This window comes from Paenibacillus sp. GM2, assembly GCF_900069005.2.
Taxonomy (GTDB): Bacteria; Bacillota; Bacilli; order Paenibacillales; family Paenibacillaceae; genus Fontibacillus.
Genome location: NZ_LN831277.1, coordinates 558,864 through 578,549 on the forward strand (window position 1 = coordinate 558,864; position 19,686 = coordinate 578,549).

The 19,686-nt window shown below is 49.7% G+C and carries 16 protein-coding genes; 13 read left to right on the forward strand and 3 right to left on the reverse strand.

Annotated features, from left to right (window positions below; genetic code table 11):
* The 10 genes from BN1360_RS06005 to BN1360_RS06050 all read left to right on the forward strand — a co-directional run.
* A partial coding sequence (locus BN1360_RS06005) for a bifunctional ornithine acetyltransferase/N-acetylglutamate synthase (protein WP_148466524.1) occupies positions 1-590 on the forward strand: 590 nt, incomplete at its 5' end.
* 90 nt (positions 591-680) lie between these two features.
* A complete protein-coding gene (gene argB / locus BN1360_RS06010) occupies positions 681-1,520 on the forward strand; it encodes an acetylglutamate kinase (protein ID WP_068778990.1) in 840 nt (279 codons plus the stop codon).
* A 77-nt stretch (positions 1,521-1,597) separates the two neighbouring features.
* Positions 1,598-2,788, forward strand: a complete 1,191-nt coding sequence (locus BN1360_RS06015; protein WP_068778991.1) for an acetylornithine transaminase — start codon at positions 1,598-1,600, stop codon at positions 2,786-2,788.
* Entirely contained in the window at positions 2,785-3,747 is a 963-nt protein-coding gene (argF, locus tag BN1360_RS06020; protein ID WP_148466525.1) for an ornithine carbamoyltransferase, read from the forward strand. Before BN1360_RS06015 ends, argF begins: the two co-directional genes overlap by 4 nt.
* 72 nt (positions 3,748-3,819) lie before the next feature.
* Positions 3,820-5,055 carry an argininosuccinate synthase gene (locus BN1360_RS06025; RefSeq protein ID WP_068778992.1) on the forward strand — a complete coding sequence of 412 codons (1,236 nt, stop codon included), beginning with the start codon at positions 3,820-3,822 and terminating at the stop codon, positions 5,053-5,055.
* A gap of 95 nt (positions 5,056-5,150) precedes the next feature.
* Positions 5,151-6,566 (forward strand): argininosuccinate lyase, encoded by a 1,416-nt coding sequence (argH, locus tag BN1360_RS06030; RefSeq protein WP_068778993.1) that lies wholly within the window; start codon positions 5,151-5,153, stop codon positions 6,564-6,566.
* 354 nt (positions 6,567-6,920) lie between these two features.
* On the forward strand, positions 6,921-8,927 hold the full coding sequence (locus BN1360_RS06035; RefSeq protein WP_068778994.1) for a methyl-accepting chemotaxis protein: 2,007 nt from the start codon (positions 6,921-6,923) through the stop codon (positions 8,925-8,927).
* 142 nt (positions 8,928-9,069) lie between these two features.
* Positions 9,070-9,714: a YhbD family protein gene (locus tag BN1360_RS06040; RefSeq protein ID WP_068778995.1), complete on the forward strand. Its 645-nt coding sequence runs from the start codon at positions 9,070-9,072 to the stop codon at positions 9,712-9,714.
* 4 nt (positions 9,715-9,718) lie between these two features.
* Positions 9,719-10,444, forward strand: coding sequence for a hypothetical protein (locus BN1360_RS06045; RefSeq protein ID WP_068778996.1), 726 nt, complete (start codon positions 9,719-9,721; stop codon positions 10,442-10,444).
* A gap of 32 nt (positions 10,445-10,476) precedes the next feature.
* Positions 10,477-11,220 (forward strand): hypothetical protein, encoded by a 744-nt coding sequence (locus tag BN1360_RS06050; RefSeq protein WP_148466526.1) that lies wholly within the window; start codon positions 10,477-10,479, stop codon positions 11,218-11,220.
* Positions 11,221-11,301: 81 nt separating this feature from the next.
* Here BN1360_RS06050 and BN1360_RS06055 read toward each other — a convergent pair whose 3' ends face one another.
* The 3 genes from BN1360_RS06055 to BN1360_RS06065 form a co-directional block, all read right to left on the reverse strand.
* A complete protein-coding gene (locus tag BN1360_RS06055; protein WP_082789957.1) occupies positions 11,302-12,573 on the reverse strand; it encodes a CynX/NimT family MFS transporter in 1,272 nt (423 codons plus the stop codon).
* Positions 12,574-12,786: 213 nt separating this feature from the next.
* Positions 12,787-13,806, reverse strand: coding sequence for an N-acetylglucosamine kinase (locus BN1360_RS06060; RefSeq protein ID WP_068778998.1), 1,020 nt, complete (start codon positions 13,804-13,806; stop codon positions 12,787-12,789).
* Positions 13,803-15,104, reverse strand: a complete 1,302-nt coding sequence (locus BN1360_RS06065; RefSeq protein ID WP_068778999.1) for a 6-phospho-beta-glucosidase — start codon at positions 15,102-15,104, stop codon at positions 13,803-13,805. The genes BN1360_RS06060 and BN1360_RS06065 overlap by 4 nt, the downstream gene beginning before the upstream one ends.
* Before the next feature lie 322 nt (positions 15,105-15,426).
* On the opposite strand from BN1360_RS06065, the gene BN1360_RS06070 reads away from it, so the two are divergent.
* The 3 genes from BN1360_RS06070 to BN1360_RS06080 all read left to right on the forward strand — a co-directional run bounded on the left by BN1360_RS06070 (position 15,427) and on the right by BN1360_RS06080 (position 19,596).
* Positions 15,427-16,296: a MurR/RpiR family transcriptional regulator gene (locus tag BN1360_RS06070; RefSeq protein ID WP_068779000.1), complete on the forward strand. Its 870-nt coding sequence runs from the start codon at positions 15,427-15,429 to the stop codon at positions 16,294-16,296.
* 883 nt (positions 16,297-17,179) lie between these two features.
* Entirely contained in the window at positions 17,180-18,094 is a 915-nt protein-coding gene (gene murQ, locus BN1360_RS06075; protein ID WP_068779002.1) for an N-acetylmuramic acid 6-phosphate etherase, read from the forward strand.
* 29 nt (positions 18,095-18,123) lie between these two features.
* Positions 18,124-19,596: an ABC transporter substrate-binding protein gene (locus BN1360_RS06080; protein WP_068779003.1), complete on the forward strand. Its 1,473-nt coding sequence runs from the start codon at positions 18,124-18,126 to the stop codon at positions 19,594-19,596.
* The last annotated feature ends 90 nt before the right edge of the window (positions 19,597-19,686 follow it).

The window sequence follows — 19,686 nt, forward strand, 5'->3', positions numbered from 1 at the left end:
GCCTGCTGGGGGAGACGACGGATGTAACGTTTAATATGATTACGGTGGATGGAGATACGAGCACGAACGACATGCTGATCGCCATGGCCAGTGGTCTGGCTGGCAATACAGAGCTGGTGCCGGGACATCCTGATTGGGATAACTTCGCGGCAGCCTTCCGCCATGTGTGCCAGACGCTGGCTCAGGCGATTGCCCGTGACGGCGAAGGGGCGACCCGCCTCGTCGAGGTGACGGTGAACGGAGCGGTCACCGATCTGTCGGCCCGCGCCATCGCCAAGACGGTGATCGGATCCAGCCTTGTAAAATCGGCGGTATTTGGCGCTGACGCTAACTGGGGACGGATTATTGCAGCGGTGGGGCGCGCCGGGGAGCCCGTGAATCCGGATACCGTTGATATCCGGCTCGGCGATATCCTCGTCTTGTCCGGCTCGCAGCCGGTGGCGTTCGACGAGGAAGAGGCGCTGGAGTATTTGAAGGGCGACTCGGTTGTAATTCATGTCGAGCTTCATAACGGCTCAGGCCATGCAACGGCTTGGGGATGCGACTTAACTTACGATTACGTACGAATCAATGCGGCATACCGTACTTAACCGGAAGGCCTGAAAGTCTACTTTTTGAACAAGGTAATTTATACGATATACGATATTTGCTATCCATTATCAGAAGGAGGTTCATCCTACATGGAGACAGCTTGGGAGGGAAACGAGCTCTTGGTCAATCAGAAATGGGAGAAAGGTACGTTTGTGATGAAGTGCGGCGGCAGCACGCTTGAGGAATTGCCGGATTCTTTCTACAGCGATCTGGCGAAGCTGCAGGCCGAAGGCGTACAGCCTGTTATCGTGCATGGAGGCGGACCGGCGATCTCCGACAATTTGAACAAGCTGGGGATCGAGACTCACTTTGTGAACGGTCTCCGTTACACTTCCGAGGAAGTATTGGACGTGGTGGAGATGGTGCTTGCCGGAGGCATTAACAAGAAGGTAGTTCGGCGAATCGCCCAATCGGGCGGCAAAGCGCTTGGGATGTCGGGAGTCGACGGCGGATTGATTATTGCCAAGCCGGTGCAGGCGGCCGCCGAGGTCGGCCTGGTCGGTGATGTGACCGATGTGAATGCAGAGCTAATCGAAGGTGTGCTGAAGCTCGGATACATGCCGGTGATTGCCCCTGTTGGTGTAGGGACGGATGGCAGTCGTTTCAATATTAACGCGGATACGGCAGCGGGAGCTGTTGCCTCCGTATTGGGTGTACACCAGATGATCGTAGTTACGGATGTTCCAGGAATCCTTAAGAGCATCGGTGGAGAGAAGCGTGTGCTTGAGACGGTTACCGTACAGCAGATCGAAGATATGATTCTGACTGGAGAAATCTACGGCGGTATGATCCCGAAGGTGCGGGCAGCGATTGCTTGTATTCAGGGGAAGGTAGACGAGGTTATTATTGTGGACGGCAGTGAGCCGGGAATTTTGGGCCGGGTGCTCTCTGGCGAGAAGATTGGTACACGGATCGTACGCATGGGCTGATATCATTGTCAGCCAACCTGTCCGGTGCTGAGAATCGATCCTTTTAAACATACATTTAATGATAGGAGTTGAATAACATGGCGCAAAGCGCACTTTTCCCAACTTATTCGCGTTATCCCATCAATCTGGTCAAAGGCCACGGCAGTTGGCTATGGGATGATCAAGGCAATCGTTATCTCGATTTTATGAGCGGACTGGCGGTAACCAATCTCGGGCACGCCCCGGAGAAGGTGAAGCAGAAGGTAAAGGCTCAGCTTGACGAGCTGTGGCATGTCTCGAACCTGTTCCAGATTCCGCAGCAGGAGCAGGCGGCGCGATTGCTGACCGAGGTCAGTTGTGCGGATGCTGTGTTCTTCTGCAACAGCGGAGCTGAAGCGAATGAGGCGGCGATTAAGCTGGCTCGCCGTTACCATCAGAAGGTCAAGGGCGTGGATCGCTATGAAGTGATCACGTTCGAGCAATCCTTCCATGGACGTACGCTGGCCACCTTGACGGCGACCGGGCAGCAGAAGGTGAAGGATGGCTTCCTTCCGCTTCCGGCAGGCTTCAAGACGGTACCTCTGTATGATATGGGTGCCCTTCAGGAGGCAATCGGCCCACATACGGCGGCGATTATGATCGAGATGATTCAGGCTGAAGGCGGAGTCTATCCCGTAGCGCCTGAATTCGTACAGGAGCTCTCCAAGCTTTGTCAGGAGCAGGGACTGCTGCTTATTATCGATGAGGTGCAGACGGGAATGGGACGTACGGGTTCCTGGTTTGCGCATCAGCAATACGGCATTGAGCCGGATATATTCACAGTGGCCAAAGGAATCGCCAGTGGACTGCCGGCAGGGGCAATGCTTGCCAAGGAATATTTGCGTGAGGCCTTCTCTCCGGGGAGCCATGCATCGACCTTTGGCGGCAATCCTGTAGCCGCGGCTTCGGTGATTGCTACGCTGGAGACAATGAAGGAAGAGAATACCCCTCAGAGAGCAGCGAAAGCAGGAGCTTATCTTGTGGAACGTTTAAAGGCAGCATTTGACGGGCAGCCATTTGTGAAGGATATTCGCGGCATGGGTCTGCTAATCGGAATGGAGTGCGCAGAGCCTGTTGCCGAGCTTGTTGCCGCTGGCCAGAAGAATAAGCTGTTATTTGTAACCGCGGGCCCTAACGTCATTCGGCTGCTGCCGAATTTGCACGTGAGCCATGAGGAGATCGATCAGGCGGTGGACACACTGGCCGCTATCATTACTACACATACGAGCAAGGAGGAGGCAAAATTATGAGCTTGACTCAACCATTAACGGATAAAACTTTTCATTTGCACGGTCGTGATTTTTTGGAAATGGATGATTACTCCACCGAGGAGATTCAATATTTGATCGATTTGGCAATTGAGCTGAAGCGCAAGCAGAAGAACGGGGAAGTATACGAGCCGCTGAAAGGGAAAACCGTCGGTTTGATTTTTGAGAAATCTTCGACCCGGACGCGTGTATCCTTTGAAGTGGGCACGTATCAACTGGGGGGACACGCGCTGTTCCTCAGCAAAAATGATATCCAGCTTGGCCGTGGGGAGACGATTGCGGATACAGCGGGTGTGATGTCCCGCTATTTGGACGGCATTATGATTCGGACCTTTGGACATGACAAGGTCGTTGATTTGGCCAAATACGCCTCGATCCCGGTGATCAACGGACTTAGCGATCTGGCTCATCCTTGCCAGGTGTTGGCGGACTATCAGACGATCTATGAGCATAAGGGCAAGCTGCAGGGCATCAAGCTCGCTTATGTCGGTGATGGCAACAATATGGCCCATTCCCTGATGATCGGCGGGGCAAAGCTGGGCGTGCATGTCAGTGTATCAAGTCCGGAGGGCTATGAGCCCGATGCGGCGGTGGTTCAGCAAGCACAGGAGTTCGCCAAGGCAACGGGAGCTATGATTGAGGTGGTTTGTGATCCGAAAGCTGCCGTTCAGGATGCGGATGTGATCTATTCAGATGTATGGGCGAGCATGGGCTTTGAAGAAGAACAGAAGCAGCGTGAGTTGGCTTTTAAGGATTATCAGGTAAATGAACAGCTGGTGTCTTATGCCAAGGATGATTATGTATTTATGCATTGTCTGCCAGCCCACCGTGGGGAAGAAGTCAGCGAGGGCGTTATTGACGGTAAGCATTCGATTATTTTTGATCAGGCCGAGAATCGTCTACATGCACAAAAGGCGCTGATGGCAGCGTTAATGGGGTAAATATAAATACTATATAATAGACTGCTGATTTTTGGCATGCAACTAATATAGTACTAGAGAGGGAGAGTAGATATGGCGAAGCAAAAAATCGTGTTGGCATATTCCGGGGGGCTGGATACTTCCGTTATATTGAAATGGTTAAAGGAAACTTATGATGCCGAGATCATCGCTTTTACGGCGGATATCGGTCAGAAGGAGGAACTGGACGGGCTTGAGGCCAAGGCGCTTGCCACCGGTGCTTCCAAGGTGTACATCGATGACCTGCAGGAGGAGTTTGCCAAGGACTTTATTTACCCTATGTTCCAGTCCGGAGCATTGTATGAGGGGCAGTACTTGCTTGGTACGAGTATCGCACGCCCCCTGATCGCAAAGCGGATGGTGGAGATCGCGCGTAAAGAGGGAGCAACAGCTATCGCACATGGAGCGACAGGCAAAGGGAATGACCAAGTAAGATTTGAATTGGCAGCAGCTGCAATTGCACCGGAAATCGCTGTAATCGCCCCATGGCGTTTGAACGAGTTCCGCGATCGTTTCCCGGGCCGGGCAGAGATGATTGAATATGCTGAAGCAAATGGCATTCCGGTCACAGCATCGGCGGCGAAGCCGTATTCGATGGACCGTAACTTGCTGCATATCAGCTATGAGAGCGGTGTGCTGGAGGATCCATGGTTTGATGCGGCTGCACCTGAAAATAAAGATATGTACCTGCTCAGCGTCTCGCCGGAGGATGCTCCGGATCAAGCGGAATATGTGGAACTGGATTTCGAGCAAGGCAACTGTGCAGCTATTAACGGTGAGCAGCTTAGCCCGCTGGGCGTTATGGAGAAGCTGAACGAGCTTGGCGGCAAGCATGGCATCGGCCGTGTTGATATGGTAGAGAACCGCTTCGTAGGTATGAAGAGCCGCGGCGTATACGAGACGCCAGGCGGAACGATTCTGTTCACAGCGCATCGCAAGATGGAGTCGCTGACGATGGATCGCGAAGTGATGAATCTGCGTGATAGTCTGATTACCCGTTACAGCACACTTGTCTACAATGGCTTCTGGTTCGCACCGGAGCGTCTAGCGCTGCAAGCGTTGGTAACGGAAAGCCAGAAGAATGTAACCGGTACTGTGCGGGTGAAGCTGTACAAAGGGAATATTATTGCCGCCGGCGTGAAGAGCCCGGTAAGTCTCTACAATCCGAATATTGCTACGATGGAAGCCGATCCTACCCAGGCCTATGATCAAGGGGATGCTACAGGCTTTATACATCTGAATGCCCTTCGTCTGAAGGTAAGCTCCGGAGTAGAGCAGAACAATAAATAACTAAATGATTTCGAGAGGTTTTCATATTAGAAAGTACTTTTTGAAACTGCCTTTTATAGCATCGATATAGATTACAGGATAAGGAGTGGGGTCAGGTGAGCAAACTGTGGGGCGGGCGTTTCACGAAGCAGACGAACAGGCTGGTTGAACAGTATACGGCATCGATTAGCTTTGATAAGCTGCTGGCAGAGGAAGATGTGCAGGGAAGTCTGGCACATGTTAGCATGCTGGGCAAATGCGGAATTCTACCGGAAGAGGATGTCGAGAAGATCAAAGAGGGGCTTCATACGGTACTCGGCCAGATTCGGCGCGGGGAATTGGAGTACTCTATTGAAAATGAAGATATTCATATGAATATCGAGAAGCAGCTGATCGATGAGATCGGTCCTATAGGCGGCAAGCTGCATACGGGACGCAGCCGGAATGATCAGGTCGCAACGGACATGCATCTATATCTGCGTAAGCGGGTGGTAGAATTCGTTGGCTTACTGCATGATCTGCAGGAAGCTCTGCTGGAGCAGGCTCGGGCGAACCAGGAGACGATTCTGCCGGGGTATACCCATCTGCAGCGCGCTCAACCGATTTTGTTTGCCCATCATTTAATGGCGTATGTCTCGATGTTCCAGCGGGATATCGAACGCTTGCAGGATAGCTACCGGCGCATCAATGTGCTTCCTCTCGGTGCGGGGGCATTGGCTGGTACGACTTTCCCTATTGATCGTCACTATGTTGCCGAACAGCTCCATTTTGACAGCGTCTATGAGAATAGCCTGGACGCGGTCAGCGATCGCGACTTTATCATTGAGTTCTTGGCGGATGCCTCGATCCTGATGATGCATTTGTCGCGTTTGAGTGAGGAACTGGTGTTGTGGAGCAGCACAGAGTTCCGGTTTGTTGAGTTAGATGATGCTTTCTGTACCGGCAGCAGCATTATGCCGCAGAAGAAAAATCCGGATGTGCCTGAACTGGTGCGCGGAAAGACCGGGCGGGTATACGGGAATCTGATGGGACTCTTAACCGTCCTCAAATCATTGCCGCTGGCCTATAACAAGGACATGCAGGAGGATAAGGAAGGCATGTTCGATACGGTAGAGACGTTGCAAGGGGCACTCAAGCTGTTCGCTCCCATGATTGCTACGATGAAGGTGAACCGTGAGCAAATGCGCGATGCGGTTAATAAGGATTTCTCCAACGCAACCGATATTGCGGATTTCCTGGCTAACAAAGGCATGCCTTTCCGCCAGGCTCATGAGGTGATCGGGAAGACCGTACTGTATTGTATTCAAAATAACAAGTTCCTGCTCGATTTGAAACTGGAGGAGTTCAAGCAATTCTCTTCCATGTTCGATGAGAGCATCTATGATGTACTGCAGCCAGAGGCGGTGGTCAATGCCCGTAATGTATACGGCGGGACGGCTTCCTGCCAGGTAACGGCAGCGGTTGTGCGTGCGGAGACAAGACTTGCAGCAACAGCCGATTGGGTTGTGGAGTATACAGAGAAGAGCAAATAACGAATACGAGTGGGGCTTCTTGAACCATTGTATCCTTAAAGGGTGCGATGGTTTTTTGTTGTGCAAGGGATTAAAGGAGTAGTCCAAGGGACTTCTTCAATACATAGTATTTTTGTAAATAACAAGGTTGTTTTGCAGTACTTTGAAAATGATTATTAAAATTTCATGAAAGTTTTCTGATACATATTAACAATTACTCGAGTTATGTCGAAAAAAGGGATATCTTGCAATATACCCTGCAAAATTATGTGAAAACTTCTAGTTAACATACAGCATCGGAATAACATATTTTCAGGAGATAGGAGGGGCGGTATATCACTTTTGCCTTATCATTAAACTATAGGGGGAACTTTCTTGAAGGGAATTATTAAACGTTTATACTCTCTAGTAGAAATACGCACTTTACGTAATCGACTATTCATCTTGTTCGCTGTTATGTTTATCGTGCCTAATGTTCTGATTGCCTATAGCAGCTTTGGGAGTGCCAAGCGACAGCTACAGGTAGAGACGGATAAGAATATGAAGATCAGTGCCACTCAATTTAATGATTCCATTGATCGTATTATTGAGGCTCAGGTCTATAATCTGGAACAACTGGTGATGGAAATAGATTCGAAGCAGGTTGACAGCAAATCACCAGAACTAAGACATCTGCTTGAGCTCTTTATTGATAAGCACCCGGATCTTGAGAACATTGTTGTTGGCAATAACAACGGCGCGTGGATGAAAGCGCCGGACCCTGGCAAACAGGAGTATGATCCACGGGAGAGAGATTGGTATAAGGCCACGATGAAGAATTCCGGGCAGACCGTTATTATCGATCCGTTTCGTTCGGCGACAACGGGGCACTATAACTTATACATTAGCCACTCTCTGGCCGATGGACAAGGCGCATTGACGGTCTCTCTGGATCTGGCCAAGATCAATGAGATGGTCGGAAAAGTAGAGTTGGGGAAAGATGGATTTATTTATATTATAGACCGGACAAATAGGATTGTAGCCTCTCCGACGGTCGAGATTGGCGAAGAAATCGCAGGGGACTATGTGGATAAGATTCAAGCGGCCGGATCAGGAATGCTTGACTATATTAGTCCAGTTAGCGGGAAATCACAGCGCGCTTATTTCCTGACCAATTCATGGACAGGATTCAAAATCGTCGGGGTGATGGAAGAGGAGGAAATTAAGAAAGCCGCGATGCCAATCTTCTGGAATTCGTTAATTGTATCCGGTGTCTCCCTCATTATTGGTGTTGGGCTGTTATTTTTCGTCGTTCGTGCAGTCACCCGGCCGATTGAACGATTGAACTTATCCTCCAGACGGGTTAGCGACGGCTATTTGAACGAAGAGGTCGCTGTAAGCAGCAAGGATGAAGTAGGCCAATTGTCAGCTAACTATAACAATATGGTGGGAACGATCAGGGAGATTATTGGCAGCGTTGCCGAGGTTTCCAGTCAGCTCGCGGCCTCCAGCGAGGAGCTGACGGCCAGCACGGAGCATAATTCCAAGGCGGTGGAGCATGTCGTCGATCTGGTTCAAGATGCATCAGCGGGCGCAGAAGCACAGGCCATCTCTTCCGCGGAAGGAGCGAGAGCGATGGAGGAGATGTCTCAGGGGATCTATAAAATCGCTGAGGCCTCCAACCAAATTGCAAGCTCCTCCTCACAGACAGAGCAGGACATTCAGGCCGGCAGTGAAAAAGTGTCGATCGTAGCTGTGCAGATGAGTGAAATTCATCGTTCCACGGCGGAATCGGCTGAGCTGATTCGGAAAATGACAGAGATTAGCTCGCAAGTTACTGATATGAGCGCTGCGGTGTCCGATATTGCCGTAAAGACAAATCTACTGGCTTTGAACGCTTCTATTGAAGCGGCGAGAGCGGGCGAGGAAGGAAGAGGTTTTGCCGTTGTAGCTGGAGAAGTTCGTAAGCTGGCGGAGCAGTCCAAGGTGACCGTTGAGAAAATCCGGAATAGTCTAACGATGATGGGTGAACTAACCGATCAAGCCTATGCGAAAATGAGTCAGGATGTCGTAACTAATGTTGAACTCGGCATGACTGTTACAGAGGATGCCCAGATCGCATTCCGGCAAATCGAGAACTCAACCAAGCTGATTATAGAACAGATTCAAGATGTCTCGGCGATAACCGAACAGATGTCGGCCAGCGCGGATCAGGTGACCGTTTCGGTTGCTCGTATAGCTGATACCTCGGCCAAGAGCCAGGATGCTTTCCAGAGTGTGACAGCGGCGACCGAGCAGCAGCTGGCCTCGATGCAGGAGATCGCTTCTGCCGCAGAGGGACTGGCCAAGATCGCAACTGATATGAACAGTAAAGTGGAGTATTTCAAGTTTGATAAAGAATAGAATGAGCTGGCTGACGAAGTCTCCGACGTATCTAGAAAATACGTTGGAGACTTTTTTATGGCCATAAGAATGGGGAGTGTTTGGCAGCTTTACAACGTAACAATGTTATGTTACATTATTTTCGTGAGAAAGGGGTATTCGTATGAGTGAGGACTTAATTTCCAAGAAAGAGCTGCTGGATTTAACCGGAATATCCTATGGCCAGCTGTATCGTTGGAAGCGTAAAAACTTGATTCCGGAGCAGTGGTTCATCCGTAAATCTTCCTTTACCGGGCAGGAAACCTTCTTCCCGCGTGACAAGATCATCCGCCGAATCGACAAAATTCTGAACATGAAGGATGATCTATCGCTGGATGCACTGGCCGACGTATTCTCGCCGAATCTGACGGACATCCAATTGACAGCGGGGGAGATTATGGAACGGAACATTGTTACATCATCTGCCTTGAATTTATATATTGAAACGGTTGACCCTACTGCGCAGCATATTATTTTTGAGTTCGATAAGCTGCTCAGCATTTATGTACTGGATAGATGGCTTCAGAGCGGGGATATTGCGCTGGATGAAGGACGGTTATTGATCCAGGCCCTGAATGAGCATTTGCCGCGAATGGCGGGGATGGAATGCGGAATTATTTTGATCCGTAAAATGGGGGTGTCGGCCTTCCTGCTTATCCCCAATGATCAGGAGATCTACATGGACCCCGGGGTGAAGGTGGTTGCCCATCTATCGCTTGCACAGTGTACGGAAGAATTAAAACTACTTGTTAACGGGAGTGAGGGTTAAGTTTATGGGAAATGGATTCAAGGACTTGAAGATTAATGGAATAGGCCAGGTGGCCGGGGGAGTCTATGGGAGTATCGTAGCTGATGGGCTTGCAACTATAAATGGCGATGTCGTCTGCGATTCACTCACTTCTAATGGCACGCTGAAAGTGAAGAAATCTGTTGAAGCGGGAAAATTGCGCATGAATGGAACCGGCTCCGCTTCCGAATCGATTCGCGGTGGCGAACTACGTATTGACGGTATGCTGAAGGTGGATGGACACGTTAGATTTGTTGAGATGGACATCAACGGGATGCTGACGGCAAGCGGGGGAATCGCTGGTGAGCATGCCAAGGTAGACGGTGGAATGAAGACGAGCGAAAACGCAGAATTCGAGAGCTTGAAGGTTCACGGTCAGATTCACGCTGGCGGAATGATAAATGCCGGGGAATTGGAGATTCTCTTGGAGGGGAACAGCCAGGCGCGTGAGATTGGCGGCGAACGCATTGTTGTCAAGCGAAAGCTGGCCTCTCCTCGAAGGCTGCTAAGCTTGCTGTCATCTTCATTGGCAGCGCGGCTGACCGCAGAATCTATTGAAGGCGACATTGTTGAACTTGAGGAGACGAGGGCTACCATTGTTCGTGGAAATATCGTAAAGGTCGGACCCGGATGTGAGATTGAACGAATAGAATATAGGCAGCATTGCGAGATTGATCCACGAGCATCGGTCCGCAGCGCGGAGCAGGTGTAGCCATGAGGGAAAGATATAGTGCAGGGGGCGAAATGAATATGACTGTACGGGATGAAGAAGGAAGCTCTAACTTGCGGATTATCGGCAATAGCAATTCAAACGGCGGAGTTTTCGATAAGGTTACAATCATTGGCGATGCACAGATTGACGGCGATGTTGACTGCTCCAAATTCAGGGGCACAGGAACCTTGGAGGTAGAAGGAAGTCTGCACGCCGAAAGCCTTAAATCTACGGGGGAGATTCGAACGACGGAAGACTTGCAGGGCGGAAGTCTAGCGATGACCGGCAACATAAAAATCGGCAGAGATCTGATTGCAGCCCAGACTAATTTCAACGGAGAAGTCGAGGTTGGAAACCGGATCATCGGCGAGGAAATTCAGATTTTCGGTAATTTAACGGTTCGTCACGGCATTCAAGCTGAGAATTTTCGGGTGAAGGGTGCATTGCAGATGAACGGTATGCTGAACGCGGACAAAATCGAGATCGATCTATATGGCAGAAGCGTGGTTACTGAAGTAGTAGGCGGAGAGATCAAAGTCGAGCCAAGCAACTTTAAAAAGTGGGTCTCTTTGTTCACCTTCAAAGGTTTGCCGCAGCTGGAGAGCGAAGTGATTGAGGGGGATCGTCTCTATCTGGAAAATACCATTGCCCGAGTCGTACACGGTTCAACGGTAGTTATCGGTAAGGGGTGTCAGATCGGAATGGTGGAGTATCGGGAAAGCTTGCAGCAAGATAAGGATTCCATCATTGAGGATAGCCGGTACGTCGGATTATAGTCTGTATAGCACTCATCTAAAAAAGCTTCTTTTGTCGGTAGTTCAGCTAATGCGGCTGCACGGACAAAAGAAGCCTTTTTGTTATTTGGGGCTGATATAGCCTTTGCGTCCGGCAGCATATCCGAAGATCATTGTCAGGATGGAAATTAAAGTGATTGTAGCCAGCGGTACATTCCAGCCGCCGCTGGCATCATGGATGAAGCCGAACAGGGTCGGTCCGACACCAGCTAGCAAATATCCGATCGACTGGGCCATTCCTGACATGGCCGCTGCCTGCTCCGATGTATGCGAACGCAGCGAGAAGAAAGTAATAACCAGACTGAAGGTTGTACCACATCCCAGCCCGATCAGCATGATGTATAACGGTGCCAGATTATGCGGGCCAACCCATACCCCGCCGAAGCCAAACAGGAAGAAGGCGGAGGAAGCCGCGGTGATCCAGCGCTGATCCTGTGATCGCGTAGCAAGGAGCGGCATGACAAAGGAACCGATCATACTTAGGATTTGCATCAGCGAGAGCATCCAGCCTGCCTTGGCCATATCCATGCCCTGTTCATGCAAAATTTCCGGCAGCCAGGATACCGCGACATAGAACATGACGGACTGAAAGCCCATATAGATCGTAACGAGCCAAGCAACGGGAGAGCTCCATACTCGAACAGGCCTCTGCATGCTTGCATTCTGTGCCTGGCCGGCATTTTTCTCCTTGGCATGATTGGCAAGGCGCAGCAGCGACAGCCAGGTTAATGCCGCTGCCAGAGCCAGCACACCCCAGATCGCCAGCGATCCGCGCCAGCCGAGGAAGGTTAGCGAGAGCGGAATGCTGATGCCGGAGGCGATGGCGGCCCATAGATTCATGAATGATGAATACAATCCGGTCATCATCCCGATTTGCCGGGGGAAATCGCGCTTGATTAAGCCGGGAACCAGCACATTGCATATGGCGATAGCGATGCCGGCCAAGGCTGTGCCCAGGAATAAAGGGGAAATGCCCGGAATGGAGCGAAGCGAAATCCCGATGATGAGCATAGCAGTGCTGGCGAGCAGGGTAAGCTCCATGCCAAAGCGGCTCGAGAGCTTCGGTGCAACCAGGGCGAACAGGCCAAAGGCAATTAGCGGCAGCGTCGTAAGCAGGCCAGCTGTCGTATGCGTCAGCCCCGTTGAGGCCTGGATTTGCGTAATGAGCGATCCGACGCCTGTTAATGGCGACCGAAGAGTAGCAGCGGTTAACATAACTGCGATGAAAAGCAGGGGAGTCGCGGCTTTTGTTGCTGTTATGGCTTGAGTCTTGCCGGTAGAATGAGTGAGCTCCGGCTGAGCCCTGGAACCAGAGAGAATCTCCTTGGATTTCATACTTGCTGCAAGCCACCTTTCAATATCCACCGAATGAGCAATACCTAATTCGGGATGAAATATATGTATTTAAAAGATTGAAATAACCTTAGCACATGAAAACTTTTGCAATCAATAGTTAATTTAAGCGAGGATTAATAAAAGAGCCACCCAGTCGGCAGCCTGGCAGCTGCATTTTGGATGACTCTTATTTTATGACTATAACGGGGCGTGTTATCCTGCCTGCACCTGTTCAATGCTGCTGATTACTTTATGGCGAAGCGCTGAATTTACAGGCTGGCCCTGGAACAGCTCCATGGCCCATAACACGGCTCCGGCCGCAGGTGGGACCTGCAGGAAGATGTAGCGGCAATGGCAGGGAGCCCAATCGGACATATATTGTTGGTATTTCTCGAATAGGAGTGGGCTCTCGGCCTTGATCCAGACGGAGCCGGCAAGTACAATATCAACCTCCGCTTCCCCTGAAAAATCGAGGTTATTCAAGCAGCCTGCACTGGAGCGGGCTAACTGTTCAGCCGTCTGATCAATAACATGGATAGCCGGGGCATCCCCCTGATCTGCAGCTTTGAACAAAATTTGCATTAGCTCCGTATTGGGGAGATTCCGTTTCACCGTACCTTCAACCATAGCTTCGATAAATTGCGATTTATCGCTGACTTGAAGGAGATCCATGACTGGCTTGGTCATAGCCGTACCTTCACCCATCCGGTAGAAGGAGTCGTACACGGTGCGCAGCACTTTACGGGCTAAATAAAAGCCGCCTGCTTCGTCGCCGGACAGCTCGCTGCCGACGCCGCCGACCTGCAGACGTTCGCCGGATTTACTAATGCCGCCGGTGGACATACCCGAACCGTTGATAGAGCAGATCCCGTAGCCCTTTTCGCTGCCAGCCTTAATACCGAGGAAGGAATCATTGTCCACAGCATAATTGCCGAAGCCGAGCCGCTTTACCACATCGCCGAGCTGTTCCTTCTGGGAAGGAATATCCGCCCCGGCAAGCCCGAAGGCAGCCGCCGCAAGCTGGTTGGCTTGCAGATCGTGAGGAGTGAGCAATTCCTCCAGATGCTGCCGCATAATTCGGAAGGTGCTGCCATAGGCATCGGGGAAGCGCTCATGGCTGCAGGTACCGGTGCGAAGATGATCAATATAATGGCCTTGAAGATCAAACAGATAATAATCCGTTTTACTGTTGCCTCCGTCGACACCTATAATGTATTTGTTGACGTGGTTCATTTACTGCCGTCTTCCTTAAAAAATTGCGGCAGATAGGCTTGGTGAGCCTGCTTAAGCTCCTGGAAGCAATGGTAGGCAGCGTCGTAGTCGCCGACAAGCGGGTTCATCAACAGCGCGCGCATAGCGGCATCTTCGCTTCCGCTGACCGCAGCAGCGACAGTCTCTCGCTCATAGGCTTTAACCATCCGCATGTAATCGATAATATGACGATTGTTGAAGTTTTCGATTTTAATCGGCTTGGCACCGTCTTTGCCGACAACCGCGCATACCTCGACAGCATCGTGATCCTCCATAAAATCGAGGGCGCCTTGATTCAACAGGTTGACGACATGCACCTCTTGTTTATCATTGAAAATAGCATCCACTAGACTGATAGCTACTTCGGAATAGTTGGCTCCGCCGCGGGAGGACAGCAGCTCCGGCTTAGTGTGCAGCTTGGAATCAGCGTAAATTTGCAGCAATTCCTCCTCGATTTGCATACATTTCTCACCGCGGGACAGTTCGCTCTCTTGAACGATCTTGAGCTTCTTATTCTTGAAATAGTAGTATTCAAGATAGGAGGAAGGAATAGCGCCGACCGTCTGAATCAGCTCTTTGCTGAAGCCGCTGGACGGAATATTCTTCATCGCTTCGCTGTTTAGCCCCATATCAAGCGCTGCTTCGAGATAATCCATGCCGTCCTGCCTAATCGAAGTGATCCAGCTCAGATGGTTCAATCCAATATAAGTGAACTCGGGGTGCTCCAGATGGAGTGTCTCACGAATGCTCTTGAACATATTAAAGGGAACATTGCACAGGCCCAGCATTTTGACCCCGCTATGATTCAGCAAGGCCTCTGTAATAATTCCGGCCGGGTTCGAGAAATTGATCAGCCAGGCATCCGGGCATAACTCCTTCATCCGTTCTGCTATATGCAGCATTGCGGGAATCGTACGCATCGCCTTGAAGAACCCGCCGATACCACAGGTCTCTTGACCGATTAAATGATATTTAAGTGGGATCTTCTCATCCAGAACCCTGGCGGGAAGCTTGCCAACGCGAATTTGCCCTAATACAAAGTCAGCATCCCTTAGCGCCTCATCCAAATCCTGTGTCATGGTTATCCGACAAGGGAACTGCTCAGCCTCGATCATGCGCTTGCACAGCTGACCAACAATGTCCAGTTTACGGGCATCGATATCCATGAACACCAGCTCGCTGACGGGCAGTACGCTTTTGCGTTTGATAATACCTTCGATAAGTTCAGGGGTATAGGTGCTTCCGGAACCAATAATGGAGATCTTTAGCTTCTGAGTCATTTGAACTCCTCCTATGCTTTTGGGATAGAACTCCAGCTGCTATCATCGCCGTCATTATAGCACCCGTTCTCAATTCCGACAATAATATTCCGTAAATAAATGTTATAATGGATTATGTTTTTGAAATAAAATTTCAATAAGATCAAAGAATTTACCAATTATTCACCGCTATCTGCTTGTTTTCTAGCCAAAAAGCGCTTAAGATAGGTGCAAGTATTGCCACCTGCTGGTATAAAGAATTTGAATCGTTTTAGTGCGCGTTCAAAAGCCAGACTTCTTGAACCATCTATATAAATTAATCAAGGTAAGTGGGGAGTATTACATGGCGATTAATGATAATATTCTGATCAAAATTCGTGAGATGAAGGACAATCTGACACCGGTGGAGAGAATGGTAGCCGAGTATATCCTGGCTAATACGGAGGAGATTCCGCACCTCTCGATCAAGAGCCTGGCCCAGCTCAGCAAGACGAGCGACGCCTCGGTGCTCCGTTTCTGTAAGACGATGGGGTATAGCGGATACCGGAATTTCATCGTCAGCATCTCCGCTGCTCTGGGGTCGATCGATGAGGAGCAGAAGGATGTTTATACCGATATTCAGCCGGGGGATGACTTATTCACGATCATTTCGAATATTTCGCATAACAATATCAAATCGATTGAGGACACGTTGAGCGTGATTGACCGAAATGAGGTCGCCCGCGCGGTCAAGGTGCTGCGCTCCAGCAATCGCATTGTCTTCTTCGGGATCGGCGCCTCCGGCCTGATTTGCATGGACGGAGAACAGAAATTTTCGCGGATTAACAAAATGAGCCATGCTTATACGGACGGTCATAGCCAGCTTACTGCGGCAACCTTGCTCGGCAAGGGAGATGTGGCGATCTTTGTCTCAAACTCGGGAGATACGGTAGAGATTCTGGATACGTTAGAGATCGCCAAGAAGAATAATGTATCGACCATCGCCATAACCCGGTACAGCAAGAGCGAGCTTGCGGACAAGGCCGATATTCTGCTTGGCATTACGACTCCCGAGATTACGATGCGCAGCGGAGCGATGGGCTCAAGGATTGCGATGCTGACGATTATCGATATTCTGTTTGCTGGTGTCGCCAGCGCTGAGTACAAAAATGTGAAAAAATATTTGACCAAGACGCATAACATACTGGCCAGTAAACATCGCAGTCGGAAATAGGCATTGTCGGGAGCCACTTAGCCCACAATACAGCAATGCAGCTGAGCTTGCAATTACGTGAAAATTGAAAATGGCGTGAAGCACAGGCCGCTTTGATCAGGAATCGTTGGCGATTCTTGTATCAAGGCGGCCTTATTTATTTTTCAGATAGAAGGAAGAGGTACTATGGGGGGGGAGACAAAAATGAACCAATGGCTTAGTAACCAGCTGGCCGCAGAAAAAAAACTGGAAGATACGAGATGCTTCAAAGGAGGTCGGACACGGTACAAAGGAGTTCTTGGATAAGACCGAAGAGCTTGCCGTTCACCTGAATCGATCCGACAGGCGGGCGAGACGTATTTTGGGCGAACTTGTAAAAATGGACCTGAAGCCCGAACATAAGCGCTGCGGGGCGCAATACTTCGTTTTTTCAGTATACCTTTGGCTGGAGATAAACGTTTCTTATATATCAACCATAACAGACAGAAGGGTACCTAAGCCTGGGGAAAGCTTGCCAAATATGAGGGGTCCTTTCCGGATGGAGAAAATTAAGGAATGCTCTCTTTTTTTGTTGAAATGTTGAATTAAAAATACAAAATAATATTACACAATAAAATTTTATTCCAAAAACTATTGACGGATAGGTAAGCGCTCAATTAAGCTAAAGCTAAGAGCAAGTGTTCAAAAAGATCGAGTTGCAGCTCGATTCACTTCCTGCAAATATAGAATTGCAAGCTTCCAGCGGAATTTGATGAAATTCTATATTGGACGAGAAAACCTACCTTTGCGTCACAGTTGCTCATCCTTGAATTGACCTCGGTTGGTTTTCTTATCACGAACGGACTTTTTGAACTCCCTCTAGGAAATGGAGATTGAGACCATCAGTGAGGAGAAGGGATCAGCTATGGAACAATACTTTGCAGGACTGACCACAGAGAGAGTCAACCCCCACACACAGATGATTGATGAATGTACAACCGAAGAAATGCTTCATCTGCTTAATCAGGAGGATGCCAAAGTTCCAGATGCCGTGGCTGCGGAAATTCCTCAAATCATGAAGGCGGTGGATATTCTATACCATTCGCTTAAGAATGGTGGAAGAATGTTTTATATAGGCGCAGGTACTTCTGGTAGATTGGGAGTACTGGATGCCTCAGAATGTCCACCTACTTTCGGAGTAGACCCAACGCTAGTGCAAGGGTATATTGCCGGAGGCGATATGGCATTAAGGGTGGCTGTTGAAGGATTTGAAGATAGTACAGAGGAGGGGATTGCTTTAATCGAGCGGGTCGGCGTAACCGCACGTGATGCTGTCGTTGGCATCTCGGCCAGCGGCTCGGCCAGCTTCGTTATTGCCGGTCTGAAGAGGGCTGCTGAACTAGGGGCGGCGACGATCGGAGTCGTGAATAATAAAGGCTCCAGATTGGAAGCGGTTTGCGATGTTTGTATCGCGCCAGTAGTAGGTCCTGAAGTGATTATGGGTTCGACCCGTCTGAAGGCTGGCACTGCTCAGAAGCTTGTGCTCAATATGCTTACGACATGCACGATGGTCAAACTGGGGAAGACATACGACAATTTGATGGTGGACTTGAGGGCTAGCAATAAGAAGCTTTACGACCGCTCTATCCGTATTATCAAAATAGCAGCGGGAGTTGATGATGACACGGCCAGCGAATACCTGCATAAGGCATCAATGAATTGCAAGCTGGCGATCCTGATGATCAAGACGGGCCTGGATGCCGAGAAGGGCAAGCAGGTGCTGCAGGAATGCGAAGGAAGTTTGAAGTTAGCCATTCATACTACAAATCGCGTAGTTTAGTATGAAATTCCAGGGGGAGGATTTTTGTTATGAGAAAAATGCGTGTGTTGGCATTAGTCTTGGCACTAACCATGTCCTTGACTGCATTAACGGCTTGCGGTTCATCCAATAAAGGCAATTCCGGCAAAGACAATACAGCTGCCAATAATAATAAGACGGAGAATTCCGGCAAATCCAATAACAATACCAACTCGGAGGCAAAAGACACGATTACGGCGCTGCTTCCACCGGTATCGGGCAATTTCCAGGACAGATTCCAACAGATGGAGAAGGATTTCAATGAGCTTTATCCTAACCTGACACTGAAGATTGAGCCGGCCAGCTGGGAAGATATGACGCAGAAGCTTGATACGCAGGTGAATGCCGGAAGTCCTCCGGATATCGCCTTTATCGGCTCGGATGGAATCTCGAAGTATCTGCAGCAGGATATGCTGATGGATATTACGGATTTGGCGACACCGGAAATGATCGATGACTTTGATAAGACACCGCTGGAGTACATGAAGCGAGCTGACGGTCTGTACGGCTTCCCGGCTTATATGGAAGCACACGCGCTGGGCGGGAACAAGGAATTTCTCGAACAGGCCGGCATAGATTGGAAGAATGTACAGCAGAACGGCTGGACCTTCGATGAATTCCGCGAAGCCATCAAGAAGGGTGTTGTGAAGGAAGGAAATACCACAAAGCGTTATGGATTCGTATTTGCTACCGCCGGTGTTACAGGCAAGGACTATTTGAACATTTTGGTTAAAAATGCGGGTATGCCTGCTCCATTTACCAAGGAACTGAAATATGCTTATACGAACAAAAACTTTCTGGAAGTGCTGAAGGACATTCGCCTGATGATCGATGATGGCTCTATGCCAAAGGAGCTGAGCTCGGTTGATGCGGGGAAACGCTGGAACATGTTCCTTACCGGGCAAACTATGATAACAGGTAAAGGTCTGGCCACGTTTGAGAACAGCGCTAACCAAAATAACGATAAAATTAAGGCTAATGATGGAAGCGCTGTCAAGGGAAGTATTCCAGTGGAATATATCGTGCTGCCGGTTCCGACGTTCCTAGGCGAAGAGCCGATCTCCAGCACTGCGGTGGATGGTTATGTTACCTTCCGCGGTAAAAAGGAGCCGACGGATGAGCATAAAGCTAATGTAGTCAAAGCGGCGTATTTCCTCGCCAGCGGCAAAGTGGCGGCTATGACTAACAACGATCTGTTCGTAGCCCATATTACAAAAAGCGGTAAAGAAGCCGCCAATAGTATGGAAATCAACCGGAATCCGGACAACGTAGCAGCTGTAGAGAAGCTGCTCTCCCATGCTAATCCGGCGCGCCCGGACATTCCATCGGACCTTGGCGCCAAAGCGATCAAGATTGAAGATGAAGTGATTGTTCCTAAGCTTCAGGCTTTACTTGCGAACGAGATTACACCGGAGGATATGTATGAAGCAGTGAAGGCAGCAGCCATTAAGACCTTCGGAGAAGACGGTGTTGTGAAGGATTAATTCTTTATAATACCTGTTCAAAAAGACCGGTTTTCAGCACCGAAGCTCTTGCTTCCGATGTGCGTTGATTGAGAAATGACTTAGTTGGAT

Coding starts and splice junctions, on each gene's coding strand:
- argF (WP_148466525.1), top strand. CDS start 2,785: ATGAGCTTGACTCAACCATTAACGGATAAAACTTTTCATTTGCACGGT.
- BN1360_RS06025 (WP_068778992.1), top strand. CDS start 3,820: ATGGCGAAGCAAAAAATCGTGTTGGCATATTCCGGGGGGCTGGATACT.
- BN1360_RS06050 (WP_148466526.1), top strand. CDS start 10,477: ATGAATATGACTGTACGGGATGAAGAAGGAAGCTCTAACTTGCGGATT.
- BN1360_RS06065 (WP_068778999.1), bottom strand. CDS start 15,104: ATGACTCAGAAGCTAAAGATCTCCATTATTGGTTCCGGAAGCACCTAT.
- BN1360_RS06070 (WP_068779000.1), top strand. CDS start 15,427: ATGGCGATTAATGATAATATTCTGATCAAAATTCGTGAGATGAAGGAC.
- BN1360_RS06015 (WP_068778991.1), top strand. CDS start 1,598: ATGGCGCAAAGCGCACTTTTCCCAACTTATTCGCGTTATCCCATCAAT.
- murQ (WP_068779002.1), top strand. CDS start 17,180: ATGGAACAATACTTTGCAGGACTGACCACAGAGAGAGTCAACCCCCAC.
- BN1360_RS06045 (WP_068778996.1), top strand. CDS start 9,719: ATGGGAAATGGATTCAAGGACTTGAAGATTAATGGAATAGGCCAGGTG.
- BN1360_RS06055 (WP_082789957.1), bottom strand. CDS start 12,573: ATGAAATCCAAGGAGATTCTCTCTGGTTCCAGGGCTCAGCCGGAGCTC.
- BN1360_RS06040 (WP_068778995.1), top strand. CDS start 9,070: ATGAGTGAGGACTTAATTTCCAAGAAAGAGCTGCTGGATTTAACCGGA.
- BN1360_RS06080 (WP_068779003.1), top strand. CDS start 18,124: ATGAGAAAAATGCGTGTGTTGGCATTAGTCTTGGCACTAACCATGTCC.
- BN1360_RS06060 (WP_068778998.1), bottom strand. CDS start 13,806: ATGAACCACGTCAACAAATACATTATAGGTGTCGACGGAGGCAACAGT.
- argB (WP_068778990.1), top strand. CDS start 681: ATGGAGACAGCTTGGGAGGGAAACGAGCTCTTGGTCAATCAGAAATGG.